The 23,157-nt window shown below is 65.4% G+C and carries 20 protein-coding genes and 2 tRNA genes; 8 read left to right on the forward strand and 14 right to left on the reverse strand.

Going from position 1 to position 23,157, the window contains the following annotated elements:
• Positions 1-15: 15 nt before the first annotated feature.
• The 12 genes from AC4D2F_RS16545 to dnaA all read right to left on the reverse strand — a co-directional run bounded on the left by AC4D2F_RS16545 (position 16) and on the right by dnaA (position 13,009).
• Complete coding sequence (locus tag AC4D2F_RS16545) at positions 16-936, reverse strand: DMT family transporter (RefSeq protein WP_104167543.1); 921 nt, start codon at positions 934-936, stop codon at positions 16-18.
• 88 nt (positions 937-1,024) lie between these two features.
• A tRNA-Ala gene (locus AC4D2F_RS16550) sits at positions 1,025-1,097 on the reverse strand.
• 44 nt (positions 1,098-1,141) lie between these two features.
• Entirely contained in the window at positions 1,142-1,258 is a 117-nt protein-coding gene (locus AC4D2F_RS16555; protein WP_219815704.1) for a DLW-39 family protein, read from the reverse strand.
• A 38-nt stretch (positions 1,259-1,296) separates the two neighbouring features.
• Positions 1,297-1,370: transfer RNA gene (locus tag AC4D2F_RS16560), tRNA-Ile, on the reverse strand.
• 86 nt (positions 1,371-1,456) lie between these two features.
• Complete coding sequence (locus tag AC4D2F_RS16565) at positions 1,457-1,990, reverse strand: DUF3566 domain-containing protein (RefSeq protein WP_104167544.1); 534 nt, start codon at positions 1,988-1,990, stop codon at positions 1,457-1,459.
• Positions 1,987-4,656 carry a DNA gyrase subunit A gene (gyrA, locus tag AC4D2F_RS16570; RefSeq protein WP_104167545.1) on the reverse strand — a complete coding sequence of 890 codons (2,670 nt, stop codon included), beginning with the start codon at positions 4,654-4,656 and terminating at the stop codon, positions 1,987-1,989. Before gyrA ends, AC4D2F_RS16565 begins: the two co-directional genes overlap by 4 nt.
• Before the next feature lie 175 nt (positions 4,657-4,831).
• A complete protein-coding gene (gyrB, locus tag AC4D2F_RS16575; RefSeq protein WP_490911583.1) occupies positions 4,832-6,871 on the reverse strand; it encodes a DNA topoisomerase (ATP-hydrolyzing) subunit B in 2,040 nt (679 codons plus the stop codon).
• A gap of 242 nt (positions 6,872-7,113) precedes the next feature.
• Positions 7,114-7,740 (reverse strand): DciA family protein, encoded by a 627-nt coding sequence (locus AC4D2F_RS16580; protein ID WP_490911584.1) that lies wholly within the window; start codon positions 7,738-7,740, stop codon positions 7,114-7,116.
• Positions 7,733-9,016: a DNA replication/repair protein RecF gene (gene recF / locus AC4D2F_RS16585; protein WP_490911585.1), complete on the reverse strand. Its 1,284-nt coding sequence runs from the start codon at positions 9,014-9,016 to the stop codon at positions 7,733-7,735. The genes AC4D2F_RS16580 and recF overlap by 8 nt, the downstream gene beginning before the upstream one ends.
• Before the next feature lie 10 nt (positions 9,017-9,026).
• Positions 9,027-9,923, reverse strand: a complete 897-nt coding sequence (gnd, locus tag AC4D2F_RS16590) for a phosphogluconate dehydrogenase (NAD(+)-dependent, decarboxylating) (protein WP_490911586.1) — start codon at positions 9,921-9,923, stop codon at positions 9,027-9,029.
• A 63-nt stretch (positions 9,924-9,986) separates the two neighbouring features.
• Positions 9,987-11,111 (reverse strand): DNA polymerase III subunit beta, encoded by a 1,125-nt coding sequence (gene dnaN / locus AC4D2F_RS16595; RefSeq protein WP_490911587.1) that lies wholly within the window; start codon positions 11,109-11,111, stop codon positions 9,987-9,989.
• 482 nt (positions 11,112-11,593) lie between these two features.
• Positions 11,594-13,009: a chromosomal replication initiator protein DnaA gene (gene dnaA / locus AC4D2F_RS16600; RefSeq protein ID WP_181033614.1), complete on the reverse strand. Its 1,416-nt coding sequence runs from the start codon at positions 13,007-13,009 to the stop codon at positions 11,594-11,596.
• Positions 13,010-13,469: 460 nt separating this feature from the next.
• On the opposite strand from dnaA, the gene rpmH reads away from it, so the two are divergent.
• From rpmH to AC4D2F_RS16640, 8 genes are all read left to right on the forward strand, one after another.
• Positions 13,470-13,607, forward strand: a complete 138-nt coding sequence (gene rpmH / locus AC4D2F_RS16605; RefSeq protein ID WP_022892375.1) for a 50S ribosomal protein L34 — start codon at positions 13,470-13,472, stop codon at positions 13,605-13,607.
• Positions 13,608-13,689: 82 nt separating this feature from the next.
• Positions 13,690-14,070 carry a ribonuclease P protein component gene (gene rnpA / locus AC4D2F_RS16610; protein WP_104167552.1) on the forward strand — a complete coding sequence of 127 codons (381 nt, stop codon included), beginning with the start codon at positions 13,690-13,692 and terminating at the stop codon, positions 14,068-14,070.
• Between the two features lie 17 nt (positions 14,071-14,087).
• Positions 14,088-14,429, forward strand: coding sequence for a membrane protein insertion efficiency factor YidD (gene yidD, locus AC4D2F_RS16615; RefSeq protein ID WP_490911621.1), 342 nt, complete (start codon positions 14,088-14,090; stop codon positions 14,427-14,429).
• A gap of 2 nt (positions 14,430-14,431) precedes the next feature.
• Positions 14,432-15,394, forward strand: a complete 963-nt coding sequence (gene yidC / locus AC4D2F_RS16620) for a membrane protein insertase YidC (RefSeq protein WP_490911588.1) — start codon at positions 14,432-14,434, stop codon at positions 15,392-15,394.
• Positions 15,391-15,948 (forward strand): Jag family protein, encoded by a 558-nt coding sequence (locus tag AC4D2F_RS16625; RefSeq protein WP_104167554.1) that lies wholly within the window; start codon positions 15,391-15,393, stop codon positions 15,946-15,948. The genes yidC and AC4D2F_RS16625 overlap by 4 nt, the downstream gene beginning before the upstream one ends.
• Positions 15,941-16,609, forward strand: a complete 669-nt coding sequence (rsmG, locus tag AC4D2F_RS16630) for a 16S rRNA (guanine(527)-N(7))-methyltransferase RsmG (RefSeq protein ID WP_104167555.1) — start codon at positions 15,941-15,943, stop codon at positions 16,607-16,609. The genes AC4D2F_RS16625 and rsmG overlap by 8 nt, the downstream gene beginning before the upstream one ends.
• Before the next feature lie 303 nt (positions 16,610-16,912).
• Positions 16,913-17,800 (forward strand): ParA family protein, encoded by an 888-nt coding sequence (locus AC4D2F_RS16635; RefSeq protein WP_490911622.1) that lies wholly within the window; start codon positions 16,913-16,915, stop codon positions 17,798-17,800.
• 238 nt (positions 17,801-18,038) lie between these two features.
• Positions 18,039-19,412 carry a ParB/RepB/Spo0J family partition protein gene (locus tag AC4D2F_RS16640; RefSeq protein WP_490911589.1) on the forward strand — a complete coding sequence of 458 codons (1,374 nt, stop codon included), beginning with the start codon at positions 18,039-18,041 and terminating at the stop codon, positions 19,410-19,412.
• 2,296 nt (positions 19,413-21,708) lie between these two features.
• Here AC4D2F_RS16640 and trxA read toward each other — a convergent pair.
• Both trxA and trxB read right to left on the reverse strand, forming a co-directional pair.
• On the reverse strand, positions 21,709-22,035 hold the full coding sequence (trxA, locus tag AC4D2F_RS16645; protein ID WP_104167558.1) for a thioredoxin: 327 nt from the start codon (positions 22,033-22,035) through the stop codon (positions 21,709-21,711).
• 27 nt (positions 22,036-22,062) lie between these two features.
• Positions 22,063-23,115: a thioredoxin-disulfide reductase gene (trxB, locus tag AC4D2F_RS16650; protein WP_490911623.1), complete on the reverse strand. Its 1,053-nt coding sequence runs from the start codon at positions 23,113-23,115 to the stop codon at positions 22,063-22,065.
• Positions 23,116-23,157 lie beyond the last annotated feature (42 nt).

A 23,157-nucleotide genomic window follows, 5' to 3' on the forward strand; every position in this document is an offset into this window, starting at 1 on the left:
AACCACCATGGACTATTACCGACCACCCAGTCCGGGCGGTGGCGCTGTCGCGGTCCCGGGGTCGACCGGGGAAAGGCGCGCCTTCCGCCGCTGCTGGCCGCGGATGACGACGGCGAGGCCGACGAGGATGAGGATCAGCCCACCGTAGGTCCCGAGCGGGAGCTGCTCGCCGAGGAACACCGCCGCAAGGATCGCAGCCCCCGGGATCTCGAGCAGGATGATCATGGAGACGACAAGCGGGCTCATGACCGCCAGGAGGTGGTTGAAGACGGAGTGTCCCATGATCTGCGCCAGCAGTGTCACGGCGAGGATGCCCGCCCAGGCAGCAGGGCTGAAGCCGACGATCGGCTGCCCGGTAGCGGCACACAGGACCACCAGGATCAGTGCACAGGCGCCGTAGCAGAGCGTGGTGTAGGTCCCCGTGGACAGGGTCCGCCGGGCGGCAGCTCCGGCCATCTGGTAGACCGCGGCCAGGGCTCCGCCGGCGAGGGCCAGCAGGTCGCCGAGGAGCGCCTCCCGCGACAGCGAGAGATCGAACCCGGTGATGATGACGACTCCCACGAAGGCGACTCCGAGGCCCGCGACCACGGCCGCCTGCGGTCGCGATCCCAGCAGGGCGTTGAAGAGTGCGATCCATGCGACCTGGAGGCATACCAGAGCCGTGGCAGCCGCAACGGACGTCAGTTTCAACGCGGTGATGAAGCATGCGAAGTGGAGGGCGAGCGCCACGGCGGCAATACCGAGCCGCCGGTACTCTGCACGCGTCAGGGCGGCGAACTCGGCCCTCTTGGACACGAGCGCGGGCCCTCCCATCAGGGCAGCCCCGAGCAGATTGCGCCAGAAAGCGATGGCCAGGACCGGCGCGGCGGTTGCCGCCATGATCGGTCCGGACGCCGATACCCCGATGACGCCGAGGATCGAGAGGAAGATAGTCACCCGGCAACTGTAGGGCACGGCACAGGCGGCCCATCATCCACTCCATGAACGCGAAAAGCCCCGGCCGGTGGCCGGGGCTTTCCTTCGGTGGAGGCACGGGGACTCGAACCCCGAACCCCCTGCTTGCAAAGCAGGTGCGCTACCAATTGCGCCATGCCCCCGAAAGGAACCTCGTCCGGTGAGTCCCGGACGCCGTTCCGTGAAGCTAGACTACTTCGTCCGTCGCACTGCTCCAGACGCTCTTGCTCTTCTCGGAATCCTTCCACCGCTTGTACACGAGGACACTTGCGGCAGCCGCTGCTGCGACGAGCAACTTCTTCACGACAGTCTCCTTGCAGTTCCCTGCGAGTGGTGGATCCGTGGGCGTACCAGGACTTGAACCTGGGACCTCTTCGTTATCAGCGAAGCGCTCTAACCGCCTGAGCTATACGCCCCGATACCTCTTCGGGCCGAGACACGACTTTACAGTAGTGTCTCGGCATTCTTCAAATCGCCCGGGGGCGCCGAAGGGGCCGGTCTCCTAGTCGTCGGTCAGCGTGACGCCGATACCGCCGACGAGGGTGGACGAGATGTTGTACAGCACGGCCGAGAGCATGGCCAGGGCGGTCAGGAGCACCACGTTCACGACGGCGATGATCGTCGCGAAGGAGAGGACCTGCGGCAGGGAGGCGAACTGGCGAAGGTCGAACCCGCCGCTCTCGGACCCTGCGATCTCGCGGAGCAGTTCGTTCACCCCGTCGAAGATGCCCGTCAGGTCGAGGACGGTCCAGATGACGAAGGACGCGACGACGGTGACGATCCCGAGCGCGACGGACAGCAGGAACGACATCTTCAGGACCGACCAGGGATCCACCTTGCTGACGAGCAGCCGCGCCTTGCGGGCCTTGGCCTTCGGCGCCGGCTTCACGAGACCGGGGCGCTGCCCCGGACGGGCGGCCTGCCCACCGGCCGCGGGCCGCTGCGGCGGCCGGGCAGGAGCATTCACGCGCGGCGCTGCCCCGGACGATCGCACTTGTCCGCTGGACGACCGCGGGTTGGTGTTGGCCGAGCTCACTCGTTACCTCCGTGTTCGGGCGACTCAGCGTCGGGCTCAGCCGTTTCCTCTGTCGACAACCGTACTTCATCGGCTGTGAACTCCGCAGGATCCTCCTGCGGGGTGATCGTACCGATCACGTCGACATCCGGGCTGGCTTCGGTCGGATCATCGATGAGGCCCTCCTCGACGGCGACGCTGCGCTCACTGTTCCGGGCGACGGCGATGATGCGGTCGGTCTTGTCGGGCTTCGCGAAGATGACGCCCATGGTGTCGCGACCCTTGGCGGGGACTCCCGCCACCGCCGAGCGCACCACTTTCCCGCCGCCCATGACCACGAGGACCTCGTCCTCCTCCTGGACCACGAGCGCTCCGACGAGGTCCCCGCGTTCCTCGGCCAGCTTCGCGACCTTGATGCCGAGCCCTCCGCGGCCCTGCACGCGGTAGTCGTCCACCTTGGTGCGCTTCGCGAAGCCGCCCTCGGTGACGATGAAGACGTAGGAGGCGTCCGTGACCACGTTGGCGGCCAACAGCTCGTCGTCCGGGCGGAACTTCATGCCGGTCACACCCGAGGTGGCGCGCCCCATGGGCCGCAGGGCGTCGTCGTCGGCCGTGAACCGCAGCGACTGGCCCTTGCGGGAGACGAGCATGATGTCGTCGTCGCCGGACACCAGCTGCGCGGAGACGAGCTCGTCGGTGTCGCGCAGGTTGATCGCGATCACGCCGGCGGTGCGGTTGGTGTCGTAGTCCTCGAGGCGGGTCTTCTTCACCAGGCCGCGCTTGGTCGCGAGGACCAGGTAGGGCGACTGCTGGTAGTCACGCAGGTCGAGGACCTGGGCGATCGTCTCGTCGGGCTGGAAGGCCAGGAGATTCGCCACGTGCTGGCCCTTGGCGTCCCGCGCGGCCTCGACGAGTTCGTACGCCTTCGCGCGGTAGACCCGACCCAGGTTGGTGAAGAACAGGAGCCAGTGGTGGGTGGTGGTGACGAAGAAGTGTTCGACGACGTCGTCGCCGCGCAGCTGCGCACCCCGGATGCCCTTGCCGCCACGCGCCTGCTGACGGTAGTTGTCACTGCGTGTGCGCTTGACGTATCCGCCGCGGGTGATGGTGACGACCATCTCCTCCTCGGGGATCAGGTCCTCCATGCTCATGTCGCCGTCGTAGCCCATGAGGATCTCGGTGCGGCGGTCGTCGCCGAACTTGGCGACGATCTCCGCGAGTTCGGTGCTGACGATGCCGCGCTGCACGTCCTCGGAGGCGAGGATCCGGTTGAACTCCGTGATCATCGACTCGAGTTCGGCATGGCGGTCCTGGATCTTCTGCCGCTCGAGGGCCGCGAGGCGCCGGAGCTGCATGTTCAGGATGGCCGTGGCCTGCAGCTCGTCGATGGAGAGCAGCTCCATCAGACCGTCCCGGGCCTGCTCCGTCGTGGACGAGGCGCGGATCAGCGCGATGACCTCGTCCAGGGCGTCGAGGGCCTTCAGCAGTCCGCGGAGGATGTGGGCCTCCTCCTCCGCCTTGCGCAGCCGGTACCGCGTGCGGCGCACGATGACCTCGAGCTGGTGGGTCACCCAGTGGCGGATGAACGCATCGAGGCTGAGCGTGCGGGGCACGTCGTCGACGATGGCCAGCATGTTGGCACTGAAGTTGTCCTGCAGCTGCGTGTGCTTGTACAGGTTGTTGAGAACCACCTTCGCGACGGCGTCGCGCTTCAGCACGATCACCAGGCGCTGGCCGGTGCGGCCGGACGTCTCGTCGCGGAGATCGGCGATGCCGCTGACCTTGCCGTCCTTGACGAGTTCCGCGATCTTGATCGCGAGGTTGTCAGGGTTGGCCTGGTAGGGCAGTTCCGTGACGACGAGACACGTGCGGTTCTGGATCTCCTCGACGTTGACGACGGCCCGCATCGTGACGGATCCGCGCCCCGTCCGGTAGGCGTCCTCGATCCCCTTGTGGCCGAGGATCTGGGCGCCGGTGGGGAAGTCGGGTCCCTTGATGCGCACGATCAGTGCCTCGAGGAGCTCCTCCTTCGTGGCGTCCGGGTTCTCGAGGTACCACTGGACCCCGTCGGCCACTTCGCGCAGGTTGTGCGGCGGGATGTTCGTGGCCATGCCGACGGCGATGCCGGAGGATCCGTTGACGAGCAGGTTCGGGAAGCGCGACGGGAGGATCGTCGGCTCCTGGTTCTTGCCGTCGTAGTTGTCCTGGAAGTCGACGGTCTCCTCGTCGATGTCCCGCACCATCTCCATGGCGAGCGGGGCCATCTTCGTCTCGGTGTATCGCGGGGCGGCGGCGCCGTCGTTGCCCGGTGATCCGAAGTTCCCCTGACCGAGCGCCAGCGGGTAGCGCATCGTCCAGTCCTGGATGAGGCGCACCAGGGCGTCGTAGATCGCCGAGTCGCCGTGCGGGTGGTACTGGCCCATGACTTCGCCGACCACGCGGGCGCACTTGTTGAACGACCGGTCGGGCCGGTAGCCGCCGTCGAACATCGCGTAGAGCACACGGCGGTGCACCGGCTTCAGTCCGTCGCGGACGTCGGGCAGCGCCCTGCCCACGATGACCGCCATCGCGTAGTCCAGGTAGGACCGCTGCATCTCCGTCTGCAGGTCGACCTGCTCGACGCGGTCCGTCAGGACCTCGCCCTCGATGGGCTCGTCGGGTCCGTTGCCGGTGATGTCGTCACTCATGAATCAGTTCCGTTCGTCAATTTTTGCCCCGCAGTACTGGCGAATCCGAGCAAGGGTGGCCCCTGCGTTCTGTACAGGCGCTCGACCGGACGTCGCCCTTTCCCTCGCAAGCTCGGGCAGGGACCCTGAGTCCGCTCTTACTTTCGTTGCGCCGGCAGAATGCCGGGGCTACCCGTCAGATGTCGAGGAACCGCACGTCCTTGGCGTTCTGCTGGATGAAGTTGCGGCGGGATTCGACGTCCTCGCCCATCAGGACGGAGAACACCTGGTCGGCCGCTGCGGCGTCGTCCATGGTCACCTGCAGCAGGGTGCGGTGGTCCGGATCCATGGTGGTGTCCCACAGTTCCGTGTAGTCCATCTCACCGAGGCCCTTGTAGCGCTGGATCCCGTTGTCCTTGGGCAGTCGCTGGTTGTTGGCCATACCCATCTTGATGACCTCGTCGCGCTCCCGGTCGCTGAACACGTAGTCGTGCTTCGCATTGGACCACTTGATCCGGTAGAGCGGCGGCTGCGCGAGATACACGAAGCCGTTCTCGATGAGCGGCCGCATGTAGCGGAACAGCAGGGTCAGCAGCAGCGTCGTGATGTGCTGGCCGTCCACGTCGGCATCGGCCATCAGCACGATCTTGTGATACCTGGCCTTGTCCACGTTGAAGTCCTCGCCGATCCCCGCGCCGAAGGCGGTGATCATGGCCTGGACCTCGCTGTTGCCGAGGGCGCGGTCGAGGCGGGCACGCTCCACGTTCAGGATCTTGCCGCGCAGCGGCAGGATGGCCTGGGTCTCGGGATTCCGTCCGCGGACCGCGGAGCCGCCGGCGGAGTCGCCCTCGACGATGTAGATCTCGGACCGCGCGGGGTCCTTCGACTGACAGTCCTTGAGCTTGCCGGGCATGCCCCCGGATTCGAGCAGGCCCTTGCGGCGGGTGGATTCCCTCGCCTTGCGGGCTGCGAGGCGCGCCTGCGATGCCTGGATCGACTTGCGGATGACGTCGCGGGCCGGCCCGGGGTTGCGCTCCAGCCAATCGCCGAGCTGATCGGTGACAACCCGCTGGACGAATCCCTTCGCCTCGGAGTTGCCGAGCTTGGTCTTCGTCTGGCCCTCGAACTGCGGCTCCGACAGCTTGACCGAGATGACGGCGGTCAGGCCCTCGCGGATGTCGTCACCCGTGAGGTTGTCGTCCTTCTCCTTGATGATGTTCTTCTCGCGTGCGTACTTGTTGATCAGGGTGGTCATGGCCGCACGGAAACCTTCCTCGTGCGTCCCGCCCTCGTGCGTGTTGATCGTGTTCGCGTAGGTGTGCACGCTCTCCGAATACGCCGACGTCCACTGCAGGGCCACTTCGACGGCCATCCTGCGGTCGGTGTCCTCGGTCTCGAAGGCGATGACGTCGGGGTGGATCACATCCACGCGCTTGGACGAGTTGAGGTGGCGGACGTAGTCGAGCAGCCCGTTCTCGTAGAGGTACACCACGGACCGATGCTTCGGCTCCCCGTCGGCGTCCTGCGCGCTCTGGACCTCCGTGACCTCGTCCGTTTCGACGGCATCCGCGCGCTCGTCCGTCAGCGTGATACGCAGTCCCTTGTTGAGGAACGCCATCTGCTGGAAGCGTGCGCGGAGTGTCTCGAAGTCGAACTCGGTGCTCTCGAAGATCGAATCGTCGGGGTAGAACGTCTGCGTGGTGCCCGTCTCGGACGTCTGCTCACCCTTCCGCAGCTCGCCGACGGGTTTGCCGCCGTCCGCGAAGGACTGCCGCCACACGTGGCCCTGGCGCCGCACCTCCGTCTCCACGCGCCGGGAGAGGGCGTTGACCACGGAGATACCGACGCCGTGCAGGCCACCGGATACGGCATAGCCGCCGCCGCCGAACTTGCCGCCGGCGTGGAGGATGGTCATGACCACTTCCACGGTCGGCCGGCCCTCGGTAGGGTGCATGTCCACGGGGATGCCGCGGCCGTTGTCGACCACCTTGACGCCGCCGTCGGACTGGAGCGAGATCTCGATGTGGTCGCAGTAGCCGGCCAGCGCCTCGTCGACCGAGTTGTCCACGACTTCGTAGACGAGGTGGTGCAGACCCCGGGGCCCTGTCGATCCGATGTACATGCCCGGGCGTTTCCGGACAGCTTCCAGGCCTTCGAGCACCGTGATCTCACTGGCGCCGTATGCGTGTTCGGTGGCCGCCTCCAGGATCGGGGACTCGCCGTCGCCTATCTTCACATCGCTTGCATTCAACTCGTTCTCGTGTGCCACAGGCGTAGACGGCTCCTCAGCTGGATCGACCAAAACAATCTCCCCTATTCTACCCTGCGGAGGGCCGACGTCCGGCGCGAACACCCCTTCACTGGCCAATAAACCCACATCAGACCGGACGGCAGTACCATCCGTGAGCCCGGATACGGCGGCCGGGACCCCGATTGCGCTACAGGCCGCTCAGCGGACGGCGTGACCGGGCTCCCGGATCACCCGTACGTGTCCCGCGGCCCGCGGCCCTTGACGGAGCGTCCGCCCTTGCGCCAGGTCGGAGCGGCGGGCCCGATGACCGACAGCCGTGTGACGACTCCCGGGCCGAGCTCGGCCTCGAACCGCTGGAGCACCTGCGGGGTGATGAGCCGCAGCTGCGTGGCCCAGGCCGTCGAATCACACCGGACCAGGACTGTGTCCGCGTCGAAGCTCTCCGGTACGCAGTGCGCTGCGATGTCGGTCCCGACGATCTCGCTCCAGCGCGACAGCACCGATCCGATCGCGACCGGCGACTTCCATCCCCGCTCGGCGAGCATCCGCGAGAAGACGTTGCCCACCCCCTCGGGATCCCTGCCGCCGTAGACCGGCTCGGGCGAGTACCGGCGGCGCGTCGTCTTCGCCGCGCGCTTCGATACCGCCTCCCGGGGCGTGCCCCTGGCCTGCGATGCGCTCCGCAGCCGGTTGAGGAGGGCCTGCGGGGCATCCTGCTCCGGGAACTCATCCTTCGGGGAGGGCGTGCGCGACGGCTCGTCGCCCTCCGCCGCGCGCCTGCCCGATCGATCGCCGGAACCCTGCGCATCCGTTCCGTCCGCGGGAGGAGTGTCCCCGGAAGCTCCGTCAGACATCTATTCCTCCCGAGGCATCTCTATCGGCGGCCGCGGGCTGGTCGGGAATCTCCAGTGGGACGCCGGCGGCTCCACCCGGGCCGCCGCTCGCGGCGACGGCGCCGGGCACCACCCGGAGCTGCCGTCCGTCGAGCGCCGTGGGGATGTCGTCACCCACGGCCGCGGTGACGAGGACCTGCTCGGCGGACCCCACGATGGCAGCGAGCCGGGTGCGCCGTTGCGCATCGAGTTCCGCGAAGACGTCGTCGAGGATGAGCACGGGGTCCCCTCCCGGCGTCCGGTCCTCCTCCAGCAGAAGGTAGTAGGACGCCAGTCGCAGCGCCAGGGCCATCGACCAGGTCTCACCGTGCGAGGCGTATCCCTTGACGGGCACCCCGCCGAGCAACAGCGCGAGCTCGTCGCGATGCGGGCCGACCAGGGAGATGCCGCGCTCGAGTTCCTTCCTGCGGTGTCGGAGGAGACCGGCGATGAACAGCTCGGTCAGTGCACCCTGGTCGAGGTCGCCCAGGGCGTCGTCCGCCTCACCGCGCCCCGGGTCCATGCCGTGGTCCTCCGTCAGGGGGTCGGACGACGGCGAGACGCTCGAGCTGTAGGTGATGTCCGCGCGCTTGGAACCGTCCGTCAGCTCCCGGTAGGCGCGCTGCACATGGGGACGGAGCTTGTCGACGAGGACCAGCCGGGCTGACAGCAGGCGGGCTCCGGACTCGGCCAGGTGCTGGTCCCACACATCGAGGGTGGCCTCGTGTGCCGTCGAGAACCTGCCCGCCGCGCGGGCCGATTTCAGCAGGGCGTTGCGTTGCTTGAGCACCCGCTCGTAGTCCACCCGCAATGCGGACTGGTGTGGCAGCAGTGACACCATGACCTCGTCCAGGTACCGGCGCCGCACGGACGGGTCGCCCTTGACGAGATTGAGGTCCTCCGGTGCGAAGAGCACCGTCTTCAGGATCCCCGCGGCATCCCTGGCACGGACCGGGTTGGACCGGTTGATCCGTGCCCGGTTCGCGGTGTCGGCGTTGATCTCGACTTCCACGCTGGTGCGCTGCACTCCGCGGACCAGCCGGCCCCGGATGATGGCCCGGTCCTCGTCGAAAGCGATGAGCGGCCTGTCGGTGCTCACCCGGTGGGAGGACAGCGTTGCGAGGTATCCGATCGCCTCGACGATGTTCGTCTTCCCCACGCCGTTGGGCCCGACGAAGACGGTGATGCCCGGCTCGATGTCGATGTCGAGCTGCCCATAGCTCCGGAACCCGGTGAGCGAGAGGTGCTCAACGTACACCGGAGCGCACTTACTCGGGCTTCGGCTGGGCAGGCCTGACCGCGTGGCCGCCGAACTGATTGCGGAGCGCTGCGACCATCTTCATGGACGGGGAGTCCTCCTGCCGCGAATTGAACCGCGCGAACAGCGCGGCGGTGATCGCGGGAGCCGGAATCGAGTTCGCGATGGCCTCCTCGACGGTCCATCGACCCTCGCCTGAATCCTCGACGTAACCGGCGATGGTCGCCAGGCCGGGGTCCTCCTGCAGGGCCTTGACCACCAGATCCAGCAACCAGGACCGGACGACGGTGCCCTTCTGCCATGCCGCGAAGGTGCCGTGGACGTCCTTCACGATGTCCTTGGCCTCGAGGAGTTCGTAGCCTTCCGCATAGGACTGCATGAGCCCGTACTCGATGCCGTTGTGGACCATCTTGGCGTAGTGCCCGGCTCCGACGTCGCCGACGTGTACGAAGCTCTCCGCCCGATCGCCCTCGGGACGCAGTGCATCGAAGATCGGCAGGGCCAGCGCGATGTCCTCGTCGCTGCCGCCGGCCATCAGGCCGTAGCCGTTCTCCAGGCCCCAGACGCCGCCCGAGACCCCACAGTCGAGGAATCGGATGCCCTTCTGGGCGAGCAGCGTCGCGTGGATCTGGTCATCGGTGAATCTGGAGTTGCCGCCGTCGATCACGAGGTCGCCCTCGGACAGGAGCTGTGACAGATCGGTGACCACGGCGTGCGTGATCTTGCCGGCCGGGACCATCACCCAGATGATCCGGGGGGCAGGCAGGGAGGACACGAGTTCTTCGAGGCTCGATACGTCCGTGCGATCGGGAGCGCGGTCGAAGCCGGTGACCTCGATCCCGTTCGCGCGGAGCCGCTCCCTCATGTTGAAACCCATTTTGCCGAGACCGATGAGACCGATGTGCATGAGCTCTCTTTCTGATGATGTGTTCATCCGGCCGCCGACCGGGCTTTGGACCAGCTGGCCGGGCTACAGATTGGGCAGCCGCACAGGCATCAGCAGGTACCTGTAGTCTTCCCTGTCCTCACCGGAAGCGTCCTCCTGGGCCGAGATCACCGCGGGTTTCGGCGGCGAGGTGAAGGAGAACCGCACGTACGGGCTGTTGAACGCTCCCAGACCCTCGCTGAGGTAGTGCGGGTTGAATGCGACGGTGATGTCGTCGCCGTCGAGCGTGGCCTCGATCGCCTCGGATGCCTGGGCATCCTCCCCCGTTCCGGCGTCCAGGGTCACCTGACCCTCCGAGAAAGCCAGGCGGACGGGTGTGTTGCGTTCGGCGACGAGCGAGACGCGGCGTACCGCTTCCACGAGCGCGCTGGTCTGCACGGTCGCGTGGATCGGAGTGGTGGCTGGAAACAGCGACCTGATCTTGGGGTAGTCCCCGTCCACGAGCAGCGAGGTGGTGCGACGCCCCCCGGATTCGAAGCCGATCAGTTCCGAGTTGTCCGACAACGCGATGTTCAGCTCGCCGGCCCCGCCGAGGGTCTTCGCTACTTCGCTGAGGGTCTTCGCCTTCACGAGGGCGCTGGTGGAGATGCCGGGGGTCGACGGTTTCCAGGCGACTTCGCGAAGGGCCAGGCGGTAGCGGTCCGTGGCGAGCAGCGTAATGAGGTCGTCCTCGATCTCCATCCGCACGCCGGTGAGGATCGGCAGGGTGTCGTCACGGCTTGCGGCGATGATGACCTGCGACACGGCCTGGGCGAAGGCGTCTCCATCGACGACGCCGCTCACGTCGGGAAGTTTCGGCAGCTCGGGATATTCCCCTTCGGGCATGGTGGCGAGGTTGAAGCGGCTGTTGCGGCAGGTCAGCGTCACCTTGGAACCGTCGGTGGCCACCTCGACCGGCGCGGAGGGCAGGCTCCGACAGATGTCGGCGAGGAGACGTCCCGAGACAAGGATGGTGCCTTCTTCGAGGACGTCGGCAGGGATCTCGAGGCGGGCCGAGATCTCGTAGTCGAAGCTCGCGAGGCTGAGCATGCCGCCTTCGGCTCTGATCAGGAGGCCGGCGAGAACGGGCACCGGTGGGCGCGGTGACAGGGAACGAGCGGTCCAGGACACTGCCTCCGCAAGTACATCCCGCTCAACTCTGAATTTCACGGAGCAGTGCCGCCTTTCGCCAGATCAAAAAAACAGCCACCGGCGAATCGCCGGCGGATGGTCGGGCCCGATGCCTGGACGGATGTCCCCACGGCACGGGAACTACAACCCTACTGGGTCAAAGCTTAGCCGGATAGCGAGCCGGCTAAGCGGGCTCCGGCGGGCAGGGGTGTGGGGCGTGCGGGACGTGGAATGTTATTTGACGAGCTTTTGAAGTTTAAGGTTCGTAGTGTTAATAACTGCTGTGGATTCTGTGGATAACCCCGCTGGGCGGGGCGGCGGCGCGGATTTTGCCTGTGGACAAGGTGTGTGTCGGGCCGACGGCCCACAGGGGACGGGTGTGGGAAAAATTCTTGTGATTCCGCGGATCCACAGGCGGGTGGGGGGTTATCCTCAGGTTGGACCGGGATGTCCCCCCGGTTATCCACAGCTGTGTCCACACCTGTTAATTACGGATGTCGCCCCCAGGAGGTCCCTCGGGGTCAGGCTTCCCGCTGCTTGTGCTTGATCCGGTTGGTGAGTTCGGTGACCTGGTTGAAGATCGCACGGCGTTCCGCCATGAGTTCCCGGATCTTGCGGTCGGCATGGATGACGGTCGTGTGGTCGCGTCCACCGAGCTCCTGCCCGATCTTCGGCAGGGACATGTCGGTCAGCTCACGGCAGAGGTACATCGCGATCTGCCGTGCCGTCACGAGGGTCCTGGTCCGCGACTTGCTGCACAGTTCCTCCATGCTGATCTGGAAGTAGTCGGCGGTCTGCGCCATGATCACCGTGGACGTGATCTCCTGGGCGCCGTCGGCGGAAATCAGGTCCTTCAGGACGATCTCCGCCAAGTTCACGTCCACGGGCTGGCGGTTCAGGCTGGCGAAGGCCGTCACCCTGATGAGTGCACCCTCGAGTTCACGGATGTTCGTGGCGATCTTGGAGGCGATGTACTCGAGCACGTCGTCGGGCGCGCTCAGGCTGTCGCTGATCGCCTTCTTCCGGAGGATGGCGATGCGCGTCTCAAGCTCGGGAGGCTGGATGTCGGTGAGGAGGCCCCACTCGAAGCGGGAACGCATGCGTTCCTCGAACCCGATGAGCTGCTTGGGTGGCAGGTCGGAGGTGATGACGACCTGCTTGCTGTGGTTGTGCAGGGCATTGAAGGTATGGAAGAACTCCTCCATGGTCCGGTCCTTGCCGGAGAGGAACTGGATGTCGTCGATCAGCAGGATGTCCACGTTGCGGTAGGTCTGCTTGAAGCTCGAGCCCTCGTCGTCGCGGATCGAATTGATGAAGTCGTTGGTGAACTCCTCGGAGTTCACGTAACGGACGCGGATGCCGGTGTAGAGGTGCCTCGCATAGTGGCCGATCGCGTGCAGGAGGTGGGTCTTGCCCAGTCCCGAGTCGCCGTAGATGAACAGCGGGTTGTAGGCCTTCGCCGGGGCTTCCGCCACTGCCACTGCGGCAGCGTGGGCGAAACGGTTGGAGGACCCGATCACGAAGGTGTCGAAGATGTACTTCGGATTGAGCCGGCCGAACTCGTGTGAGTTGCTGGGCGGCGTCGGGGACGGTTTCGCTTCACCCTTCGGCTCCGGGGACGGTTGCTCCGCCGGCTCCGGTTCCGGGACCTCCTCGGTGACAGGGGTCAGCTCGGGATCGATCACGAACGCGCACTGGATGTCCTCGCGGAACACATCGCGCAGCGCCTCGTCGAGGGCTCCCTTGAGCTGGGTCTGCAGCACCTCGCGTGTCAGTTCGTTCGGGACGGCGATGAGCATCGTCGTCCCGATGAGTCCCTGCGCCTGGGCGAGGACCATGAAGCCGCGCTGGCGGGGGGTGACGCGGTCGTCCTGTTCGAGGGTGCGGATGACCTTACGCCAGGAGCTCCCGACGTCGTTTACCTCATCTGTACCCACGAACACCCCTCTTGGCTGTGCTTCCAGTCGAAAATGTCCGTCATCCACAGACTTGTGCACATGTCGTGGATAAACGGACCAGAGCCAAGACTAGAGGATGAAAAGTGGAGAAGATAGCGGACTGACGCGGGGTCGGAGGCCCTGCAGGGGGTGTTGGACGGGCCCACCAGGGGTGCGTGTAGGGTGATTTCAGTACCAGTTGTCCACAGGGCGGTGGACAACTCGTCCACAGGCCGTCCCCCTCGCGGGTTTGACGCCCGTCGGCGCTGTCCCCTACCGTTGTGTAGTCCAACATGTCTGCATTTCGCATGCCATCACAGGTGTTCCCGGGTACTAAGAGGCCTCGGGATGTGACAGCTCTCTCGCGAATGTCGGATGTACACCTTCATCGCGTCAGTCTGTTCTTCCCCCTTGTTGCAATGGGCCGGACGCATCTCAAGATCGTTCTGGAGTAACTACAGTGAGCAAGCGGACTTTTCAGCCGAATAACCGCCGTCGTGCCAAGAAGCACGGTTTCCGTCTTCGCATGCGCACCCGCGCTGGTCGTGCCATCCTGTCGGCGCGCCGCGGCAAGGGCCGTACCGAACTCTCGGCATAAGCGGTCCCTCCCTCGCCATGCATCCTGCGGATGATCGCGTCGGCATGGGCTCCCCTCCCTCTGCGAGGAACAGGTTCCCCCCATGCTCCCGATGATCCACCGGGTGAGAACGGCAAAGGATTTTGCACGTACCGTACGTTCCGGTGCCCGGTCAGGGCGCCGGAACGTTGTGCTATACGGCGCAGTGACGGCGGAGTCCTCCCCCTCGCGGGTCGGGTTCATCGTCGGCAAGAACGTCGGGAACGCAGTCATGCGCAACCTCGTTAAACGGAGGCTGCGCCACCTGGCGGCGGAGTGGGTCAGCGCGAATCCCTGCGGGTTCGACGTCGTCGTCCGCGCTCTACCGGCGGCCGCCGAGAGCGACTGGCCCGCCCTCACCAAGGACTTCACGTCCTGTACGACTGCGGTCGCCCGGAAGCTGAGGGGCTCGGAACCACCCGGAAGGCAGGGCGGAGTATCGTGAGTGAAGTCGCTCGGAGAGTGCTCGCCTTCGTCATCGGGATCCCGCGTCTGACGGTGATCGGACTCCTGATCGCGTACCGGAAGGTCGTCTCTCCGTTGTACGGGCCGGTGTGCCGGTTCTACCCGAGTTGTTCGGCGTACGCCCTCGAAGCCGTAACCGTCCACGGGTTCCTGCGCGGCGGCTGGCTCGCTTCGAGGCGGCTGATGCGATGCCACCCCTGGAACCCGGGCGGTGTGGATCACGTCCCGCCGGGTGGCCGGCGTTTCCGCGAGGGGAACGAGCCAGCGATAGTTGTGTTGAACCACCCGGTGATTCCGGCCGATGACGAAAGCCGCCCCGCGGCCCGAGGAGCAGACTGATTATGGGTTTTTTTGAGACGATCCTGACACCGTTCAGGTGGCTCGTGTCGTGGATCATGTTCATGTTCCACGAGGGCTTCACGTTCCTCGGAATGAATCCCGCATCCGGATGGACCTGGGTGCTGTCGATCATCGGCCTCGTCGTCGTCATCCGTGCCGCACTCATCCCCGTCTTCGTGAAGCAGATCAAGGCGCAGCGCGGCATGCAGGCGCTCCAGCCCGACCTGCGCAAGCTGCAGCAGAAGTACAAGGGGAAGACGGACCAGCTCTCGCGTCAGGCGATGACGCAGGAACAGATGGCCCTGTACAAGAAGCACGGGACAAACCCGTTCGCCGCGTGCCTGCCAATCCTGATCCAGATGCCGTTCTTCTTCGCCCTCTTCACCGTGCTCAACGGGATCTCGCGGGCCAGCGAGGACAACGAGGGGATCGGGGCCCTGTCGCCGGAGTCCGTCCGGCAGTTCGACGATGCGACGATCTTCGGTGCTCCGCTCTCCTCGACGTTCCTCGGCAGCTTCGGCGCCGACGGGAACATCAGCGTCATCATCCTCTCCGTGGTCATGATCATCGCCATGACGGCGTCGCAGTTCATCACGCAGAAGCAGATCATGGCGAAGAACATGTCCGAAGAGGCCATGCAGAGCCCGTTCATGCGTCAGCAGAAGATCATGCTGTACATCCTTCCGCTCGTGTTCGGCATCGGCGGGATCAACTTCCCCATCGGTGTCCTGGTCTACTGGACCACCACCAACGTATGGACGATGGCGCAGCAGTTCTACGTCATCCGCAGGATGCCGACTCCGGGATCTCCCGCCGCCAAGGCTCTCGCGGACCGGCGGGCCAAGAAGGGCCTGCCCGTCGCGCCACTGCTCGGAGAGCGTAAGACCGAGCCGGCCGTGGAGACGGTGCCGGAGCCCCGAGGCCAGCGTGTTCAGCCCCAGCGCAAGAAGAGGAAGAGGCGATGACGGTAGACAACGAAGAGCAGATCGCCGGCCACGAGCCGGAGCCCGACGACGACGTCGAGACTCCTTCGGCGGGCAAGGCATCCCGGCTGGACGAAGAGGGGGACGTCGCGGCGGACTACCTGGAGGAACTGCTCGACATCGCGGACATCGACGGAGACATCGATATCGAGGTCCGCAGCGGTCGCACGTACATCTCGATCGTGTCCGAGGATGCATCCGACACCGGGCTCAGCTCGCTCGTGGGACGGGACGGCGAGGTGCTGGAGGCACTGCAGGAGCTGACCCGGCTCAGCGTCCTGACCGCCACCGACGCACGGTCGCGACTGGTCCTGGACGTCGACGGCTACCGTGACCGGCGCGGTCGCGAGCTGACGAAGATCGCGCAGGACGCCGTCGAGACGGTCAGGGAGACCGGGGAGGACATGGCACTGGCGCCCATGTCGGCGTACGAGCGGAAGATCGTGCACGACGTCGTCGCCGATCTCGGGTTCGTGAGTGAGTCCGAGGGCGAGGGACAGGCGCGGCACATCGTGATCTCCCCCAGTGATGACTGATTCTGCCCGCCTCGATCCCGGTACCCCTGAACCGACGGCCGAGGAACTGACGGCAGCTTCTGCCGTCTTCGGTGACCGGCTCGGACTGGCGCGCGGATTCGTGACCCATCTGGCCTCGTCGGGTATCGAACGAGGGTTGCTGGGGCCGCGAGAAGTGCCGCGCCTCTGGGGACGTCATGTGCTGAACTGCGCCGTCGTGGCAGAGCTCATGGACGCCGACGCGTCGGTCGTCGATGTCGGAAGCGGTGCAGGGCTGCCCGGCCTGGCGATCGCGATTGCGAGACCCGATCTCCACCTCGATCTCGTGGAGCCGCTCGAGCGGCGCGTCATCTGGCTGAAGGAGGTCGTCCACGATCTCGCGCTCGACAATGTGACCGTGCACCGGGCGCGTGCCGAGGAGATGGTAGGCACTCTTCACGGTGACTACGTCACGGCGCGTGCGGTGTCCGCCCTCTCCACGCTCGCCGGGTGGACCATCCCCCTGACCCGGGCGGGTGGACAGGTCCTCGCGATCAAGGGACGCAGCGCCGGCGAGGAGATCGACAAGGCCCGCAAGGTGATCCGGAAGCTCGGCGGGGGGACGGCCGAGATCGTCACGGTCGGCGCTGACGTCCTCGAGGAGCCCACCACGGTGGTCCGGATCCCGGTCCGGCCCGCCTGAGGCGGTGCCGAGCCCGGCGGTGTCACCGTCCCGTGCGGCACGGGTTATCCCGTTACCCTTGTAGATAACGACGTCTGGCATGTGAGAGTGAGCTACTGAGTGACCATCAAGGACGCCCCCGCGAAGAAGCCCGAGCCATTGATGGCTGCCGGGAACCCTCTTGCTGTTGGACTGCGTGAAATACAACCGGGAGTGTTTTCAGACCCGGGCAATACGGGGATCGTTTCACGTGAAACCGTCACTGCTGCTCCTGACTCCGTCAATGCCCCGGCGACGAGGAAGCCCGTCAAGGGGAAGAGCGTGATGGAGGCGATGGACGACTCCTCGCCTCTCGGACGGGAACTCGCGAGCGAGACCCGACGCCGCGAGAAGCTCCTCGGCAAGGATCTCCCCAAGCCGAAGAGCACGCGCATCATGACCATCAGCAACCAGAAGGGCGGGGTGGGCAAGACGACGACGACGGTCAATATCGCAGCCGCCCTCGCTACCGCCGGTCTGCAGGTGCTGGTCATCGACATCGATCCGCAGGGCAATGCGTCCACAGCCCTGAACATCGACCACCACGCCGATGTCGACTCCATCTACGACGTCCTCATCGATGATGTCCCGCTGGGAGACGTCGTCGCTGCCTGCCCGGATGTACCGAACCTGATCTGCGCCCCGGCCACGATCCACCTGGCCGGTGCCGAGATCGAACTGGTGTCGCTCGTGGCACGCGAGCAGCGCCTGCGCCGTGCGATCGAGGTCTACGCCAAGCAGCGCGAGGAGAAAGGCGAGCCCCGCCTGGACTTCGTCTTCATCGACTGCCCGCCGAGCCTGGGTCTCCTGACGGTCAATGCGTTCGTTGCCGCAAAGGAGGTGCTCATCCCCATCCAGTGTGAGTACTACGCGCTCGAAGGACTCAGCCAGCTGCTGAAGAACATCGAGATGATCCAGAAGCATCTCAACGCCGATCTCTCGGTCTCCACGATCCTCCTGACCATGTACGACGGCCGCACGAACCTCGCGGCTCAGGTGGCGGCGGAAGTGCGGGAGCACTTCCCCCAGCAGGTACTGAAAGCAGTGGTTCCGCGCTCCGTCAGGATCTCCGAGGCACCGAGCTACCAGCAGACCGTCATGACGTACGATCCCTCATCCAGCGGAGCCCTGTCCTATCAGGAAGCTGCTGCTGAAATCGCGTCACGGTCCTGACGGCGGCCCACCCTCGGCCCGTGGGGTCCATAAGACGTAGAGCCGGAGCACAACTCCGAATCGTGGAAGGAATGACATGGCGGAAAAGCGGCGTGGCCTTGGCCGGGGACTAGGAGCTTTGATCCCCAGCGGCCCGGCCGAAGAGGCCCCTCGACCGAGCGAGCCCGAGCGGGAGCAAGAGAAGCGCGAGGTTCGTGAGTCGCCGAGCCCTTCCTCCCGGAAGCAAGGGGGACGCCCCGTGGACCTCTTCTTCGAGCGCGTCACCGAGGACGACGTGGCGGAGCAGCCGCGCTCGTACTCGTCGGCCCTGCGGAGCGGGATCAACAAGAACGTTCTTGATGCTCAAACGAAACGGGTTGCCAAGGGAGGATCGAAGAAGACAGCCGGAGGTTCAGAAGTCCGGAGCGCTGCGCGGTCCACCAGCAAGGAACCACCCGCCGCGGCCGGATCCGCGGACGATGCGGCCCTGGGCGTCGAGGAAGGTTCACCTGTCGCAGCGGCCGTCGATGAGGACTCGGCCGTAGAGCCTCCGTCTTCCGACGGAGCACGGACTGAGTCGTCAGTAGCAGGCGAGGCTGAGCAGCGCGTCGAGGTCTCGGAGGATCTTCCCGGAGTCACGGGCCAGGACCGAAGTGGTACTGCGGATTCTCCGGGCCCGTCGATTGCCGGTGTCAGTGATGGGACTGCACCCGATCCGTCGATGGAGACTTCGACGACGGCGGTTTCACGTGAAACGGTCGCGCCGGTCGCGCCCTCACTCGGGACTTCCGCGGGAGCGGAGGGTGTCCTCATCGATGTGCCGGGGGCTACCTTTGCTGACCTGTCACTGGACAGTATCCACCCGAACCGGAAGCAGCCTCGTGTCGAATTTAACGAGGACGAACTCGCTGAGCTGGTCCACTCGATCCGTGAGATCGGGGTGTTGCAGCCGGTGGTCGTGCGCCCGTCCAAGGAAGCCGGGGATGCTCCCTACGAGCTGGTCATGGGTGAGCGGCGCCTGCGGGCGTCGCGCGAGGCCGGCATGGAGACCATCCCCGCGATTATCCGGTCGACGCTCGACGACGATCTCCTCCGGGACGCTCTGCTGGAGAATCTTCACAGAAGCGCCCTGAATCCCCTGGAGGAGGCGGCCGCCTACCAGCAGCTGCTTGACGACTTCGGCTGCTCGCACGACGAGCTGGCCGGACGGCTTGGCCGTTCACGACCGCAGATATCCAACACGCTCCGGTTGATGAAGCTGCCCCCGCTCGTCCAGCGACGCGTCGCCGCGGGAATCCTCTCCGCTGGGCATGCGCGGGCCCTGCTCGGGCTCGCCGATCCCGCTGAGATGGAGAAGCTGGCGCAGAAGATCGTCGCAGAGGGACTGTCCGTCAGGTCCACGGAGGAGATCGTGGCACTCAGCGGCGGGCTGCGACGAGCCAGCAAGCCGGCCACGCCGAAGGACGGTGCACGGCATGAACGCTTGGACTATCTGGCGACGTCACTGTCGGACCGCCTGGACACCAATGTGAAGATCACGCTGGGGGCGAAGAAGGGTCGCGTCAGTATCGAGTTCGCTAGTGTCGACGATCTGAACAGGATCATCGGGGTCCTGTCTCCCACGAAGGACTAGCAGAACCGGAGGGGGCGTGTTTCACGTGAAACACGCCCCCTCCCGCCTTCCCTTCCAGCAGCTGCCATCCGGCTGCCTCTCACAAGATCCCCGGACGTTGCTTGGACCGGAACGAATCGGTACCGGATGTGGAGCGAGCGGCTGTCGCGTGATCAGAATCTGCGCGTTGCGTGATGTGTTCTGATGAATTGACCGCGTCACGCGGCTCGCTCACCGCCGGGCGCACGCTTTCGAGGTGCGGAAGCGCGTTGCTGGCCCTCGGTGTCCGCACGAGCTATCGCTCAGTGCGTGAAAGTGCGTACTGCTGTCCGGCTTCCGGCCACGTGTAGCGCGATCAGCGGCGCCTGAGCTGCTCTCCAGCAGTGTTTCACGTGAAACATTGCGCTCGGTCTCAGGTGGAACCCGACCCCCATCGGACTGGATCTCGTTCGGTCCGGGGGTTGTGCGGTGGCGCGATGAGGTTGATCCGTGCGGTGCCCATTTCCCGCCTACGAGGTGACTTGAGGGCCGCCGCTGCGTGAGCCGGAATGAGCGATTGTCCGCCCTGTAATCCGAACTCACTGGCCGCTTGGCCGGGGTGACTGCATCGGCAGCGGCTCTACGGTCGATCGATGCGGGTTCGGGGCTGTCACCCCTGTGCTGCCGACGTACGGACGCCTGAATCGCTGGTGGCGATGTATTGGGGCCGAAACGGGGGTGATGTTGGCCATGGGCGGCCTCCCTTGGAGTCACATCGAGGTTTCACGTGAAACACTCTTCGGATGAGCGTCGCAGGTTCTCCTCGCTAAGGTGATGGAGCGACGCGGGCGGGCGGGAAGCACGCGCGACCGGCGTCGTGCCGGTGTAGTCGACGGTGATGTCTATTGAGGTCCAAGCGTGGCCTGTGCCGGCCCGCGCGTGTGGTGCAGGGGCACGCGCTGACCCATCTGCCATGGGACGCGCGGTGGAACTGCGATCGGCAACGGGCCCACATGCGCGACTTCGTCCTCCCGTGCCGGTGTCCAGTGTCCAGGCCGAGACGTTGGAGGAGCGGCTGTGCGTACGGATCCGCCACTGTGGATTGTGCGACGTCATGGGCGATGATGACTCGCCAGGCCCGGCGGTGTGGCTAGCGGTCGTCGAGGTGATGGTGTCGGACCAGATGTCGCATGTTGACTATACCGATGTAGTGGGAGCTTCCGGGGCTCTGAATGGCACGGCATGGTTTCACGTGAAACATGAGGCTGCAAACCGGCGCGGCATGGAGCGTGAACTGCTCGGAGGAGGATTTCGATAGTCCTCTCACGAGGTGGGTCGGAAGCCGGACTACTACGGTTTGGTCAATGTGCCTGTACGAGGACGAAGTCGGTGCGCGCCGGGGCTCCCCTGCAACGTCGCGTTCTTGTCTTCCGTCGATCCGGCGGTATGGCGGACATCATGTCGCGGGGATGCACGGGTTCGCCTGGGATCTGCAGTAAGTTGTTGGGCCGAGCGTCGGCGGACGAATCGCTCGACTGCCGGTACTCCGTCGTGTCGCCTCCGGGAGGTTTACATGGATTCAACGGTGCACGTTCCACTGAGCATCGATCATTCGACTGAGGACACGCGAAGCGAGCTCGTGCACGCCTCGATCGCTGTTTCTCGTGAAACGCAGCCGCCGCCCGGTAACTGTGCCGCCCGGCCGCCGGCGGCTGGGCGGCACGAGCCCGGATATCGGACGGCGATCAGGAGGGGCCGCGGCCGGAGCCGGGCTCGAGTCGGCACCAGCAACCGGATAGCGCAGGAACAGCGTGCACGACAGGTGCGTCTCGAATGCGGGAGTCTCGGTAGGCAATTGCTCTACCGGCAACGTGCGGACGGATGGTTGGGAACAGCGTCCGACCAGATTTTTCGGACGGGCGTAGAGGGGCAGTCAAAAAAGAAAACAATTAAGAGCGTGTGATTGCCGCCCGCTCCTGCAGCGTGGTGTGCGTTTCACGTGAAACCACCCCTTCGAAGGAAATGCGGCGGGAGGGGGCCAGCTCCAGGAGTCCACTTCCGGTCGTCGGACGGATTCCGGGCTATGTCGGATATCGACCCCTCGCCATTGCGCGGGCAGGGTGATCATTGCAGCGATCCTGGAGAAGGGGCTCGCCTATCAGAAGTGCACAGGCTCCGGCCCCCGGACGACGATCGGCGTGGTGCGAAGGAAGATGCGGCCTGTCGGGTCTGTGGCGATCGACAAGCCTCGCCCCCACGATCAATCACATGGAAAGCACAGCACAGAAAAGAAGGGCCCGCCGGATCAGTCCGACGAGCCCCTCTTCCAACAGTGCAATCAGTTGATGAATGCAGCGAACTCCTGCTCGAGGACCTGCTTCGGCTTGGCACCGATGGAGGTGGCCGCGACTTCTCCGCCCTTGAAGACGTACACGGCGGGAATCGACGTGATGCCGTACTTGGCAGCGATACCGGGATTGTCGTCGACGTTCACCTTCACGACGTCGACCTTCTCGCTGTGCTCGGCGGCGATGTCGTCGAGGATCGGCGACAGCATGCGGCAGGGGCCACACCACTCGGCCCAGAAGTCCACGATGACGGGCTTGCTGGCCTGAAGGACGTCAGCGTCGAAAGACGCGTCCGTCACATCCTTTGCGTTGCTCATTGTGTTGCTCCTTGCGTAGGTGATCGATCAGAGGGTGGCTGATTCGGAAACTGCTTCGGCCGGCGGGGTGGGTACGCGGGCCGCGGTGAGGCTCGTACTGACCGTGTCGGCCAGATAGTGCTCCACATCGAGGGCAGCGACGCAGCCGCTGCCCGACGCTGTGATGGCCTGGCGATAGGTCGGATCGATGACGTCTCCTGCGGCGAACACACCCGGCAGTGACGTCTTGGACGTGCGTCCCTGGACGGCGATGGTGCCTTCGCTGGTCAGCTGGAGCTGGTCCTTGACGAGATCGACTCGCGGGTCATTGCCGATGGCAACGAAGATGCCGGTGACGTCCACGTCGGAGGTGGAGCCGTCGACCGTGCTCGCGATCTTCACTCCGGTGACCTTGTCGGCACCGTGGATCCCGACGACCTCCGAGTTCCAGAGGAAGCGGATCTTCTCGTGGGCGAAGGCGCGGTCCTGCATGATCTTCGACGCACGGAGGCTGTCGCGTCGGTGGATGACCGTCACGGAGCGCGCGAATTTCGTCAGGAACAGAGCCTCCTCCATGGCCGAGTCACCGCCGCCGACGACGGCGATGTCCTGGTCCCTGAAGAAGAATCCGTCGCAGGTGGCGCACCAGCTGACACCGTGCCCTGACAGCCGCTTCTCGTCGTCGAGGCCGATCTCCCGGTACTCGGAGCCGGTCGAGATGATGACCGCTCGTGCGAGGAATTCTTCGCCTGTGGCGATGGTGAGCTTCTTGATGTCTCCGGAAAGCTCTGCCGAGACCACATCCTCATAGAGGATCTCGGTGCCGAACCGACGGGCCTGCTGCTCGAACTGCTCCATGAGCTCAGGGCCCATGACACCTTCGGGGAATCCGGGGAAGTTCTCGACGTCGGTGGTGTTCATGAGCTCACCGCCGGCCTTGACCGAACTCGCGATCATGAGGGGCTTGAGGTTCGCCCGCGCGGTGTAGACCGCCGCGGTGTAACCGGAGGGCCCGGAACCGACGATGATGACGTCGTGGACCTTTTGCTCACCACCGGCGGGATCTGCCGTGGGTGTTTCCAGTTGGACATCGGTGTGAATTGTCACGTTCTCGGAAGACCTTCCTGTTTTTCCTGCGCTGAT

This window comes from Arthrobacter sp. TJ-263 (assembly GCF_058269155.1).

Excerpts from the sequence above, each read along its gene's own strand:
- gyrA (WP_104167545.1), bottom strand. The coding sequence starts at position 4,656 with ATGAGTGACGACATCACCGGCAACGGACCCGACGAGCCCATCGAGGGC.
- AC4D2F_RS16580 (WP_490911584.1), bottom strand. The coding sequence starts at position 7,740 with ATGTCTGACGGAGCTTCCGGGGACACTCCTCCCGCGGACGGAACGGAT.
- gnd (WP_490911586.1), bottom strand. The coding sequence starts at position 9,923 with ATGCACATCGGTCTCATCGGTCTCGGCAAAATGGGTTTCAACATGAGG.
- rnpA (WP_104167552.1), top strand. The coding sequence starts at position 13,690 with ATGCTCCCGATGATCCACCGGGTGAGAACGGCAAAGGATTTTGCACGT.
- yidC (WP_490911588.1), top strand. The coding sequence starts at position 14,432 with ATGGGTTTTTTTGAGACGATCCTGACACCGTTCAGGTGGCTCGTGTCG.
- AC4D2F_RS16625 (WP_104167554.1), top strand. The coding sequence starts at position 15,391 with ATGACGGTAGACAACGAAGAGCAGATCGCCGGCCACGAGCCGGAGCCC.
- rsmG (WP_104167555.1), top strand. The coding sequence starts at position 15,941 with ATGACTGATTCTGCCCGCCTCGATCCCGGTACCCCTGAACCGACGGCC.
- AC4D2F_RS16635 (WP_490911622.1), top strand. The coding sequence starts at position 16,913 with ATGGAGGCGATGGACGACTCCTCGCCTCTCGGACGGGAACTCGCGAGC.
- trxA (WP_104167558.1), bottom strand. The coding sequence starts at position 22,035 with ATGAGCAACGCAAAGGATGTGACGGACGCGTCTTTCGACGCTGACGTC.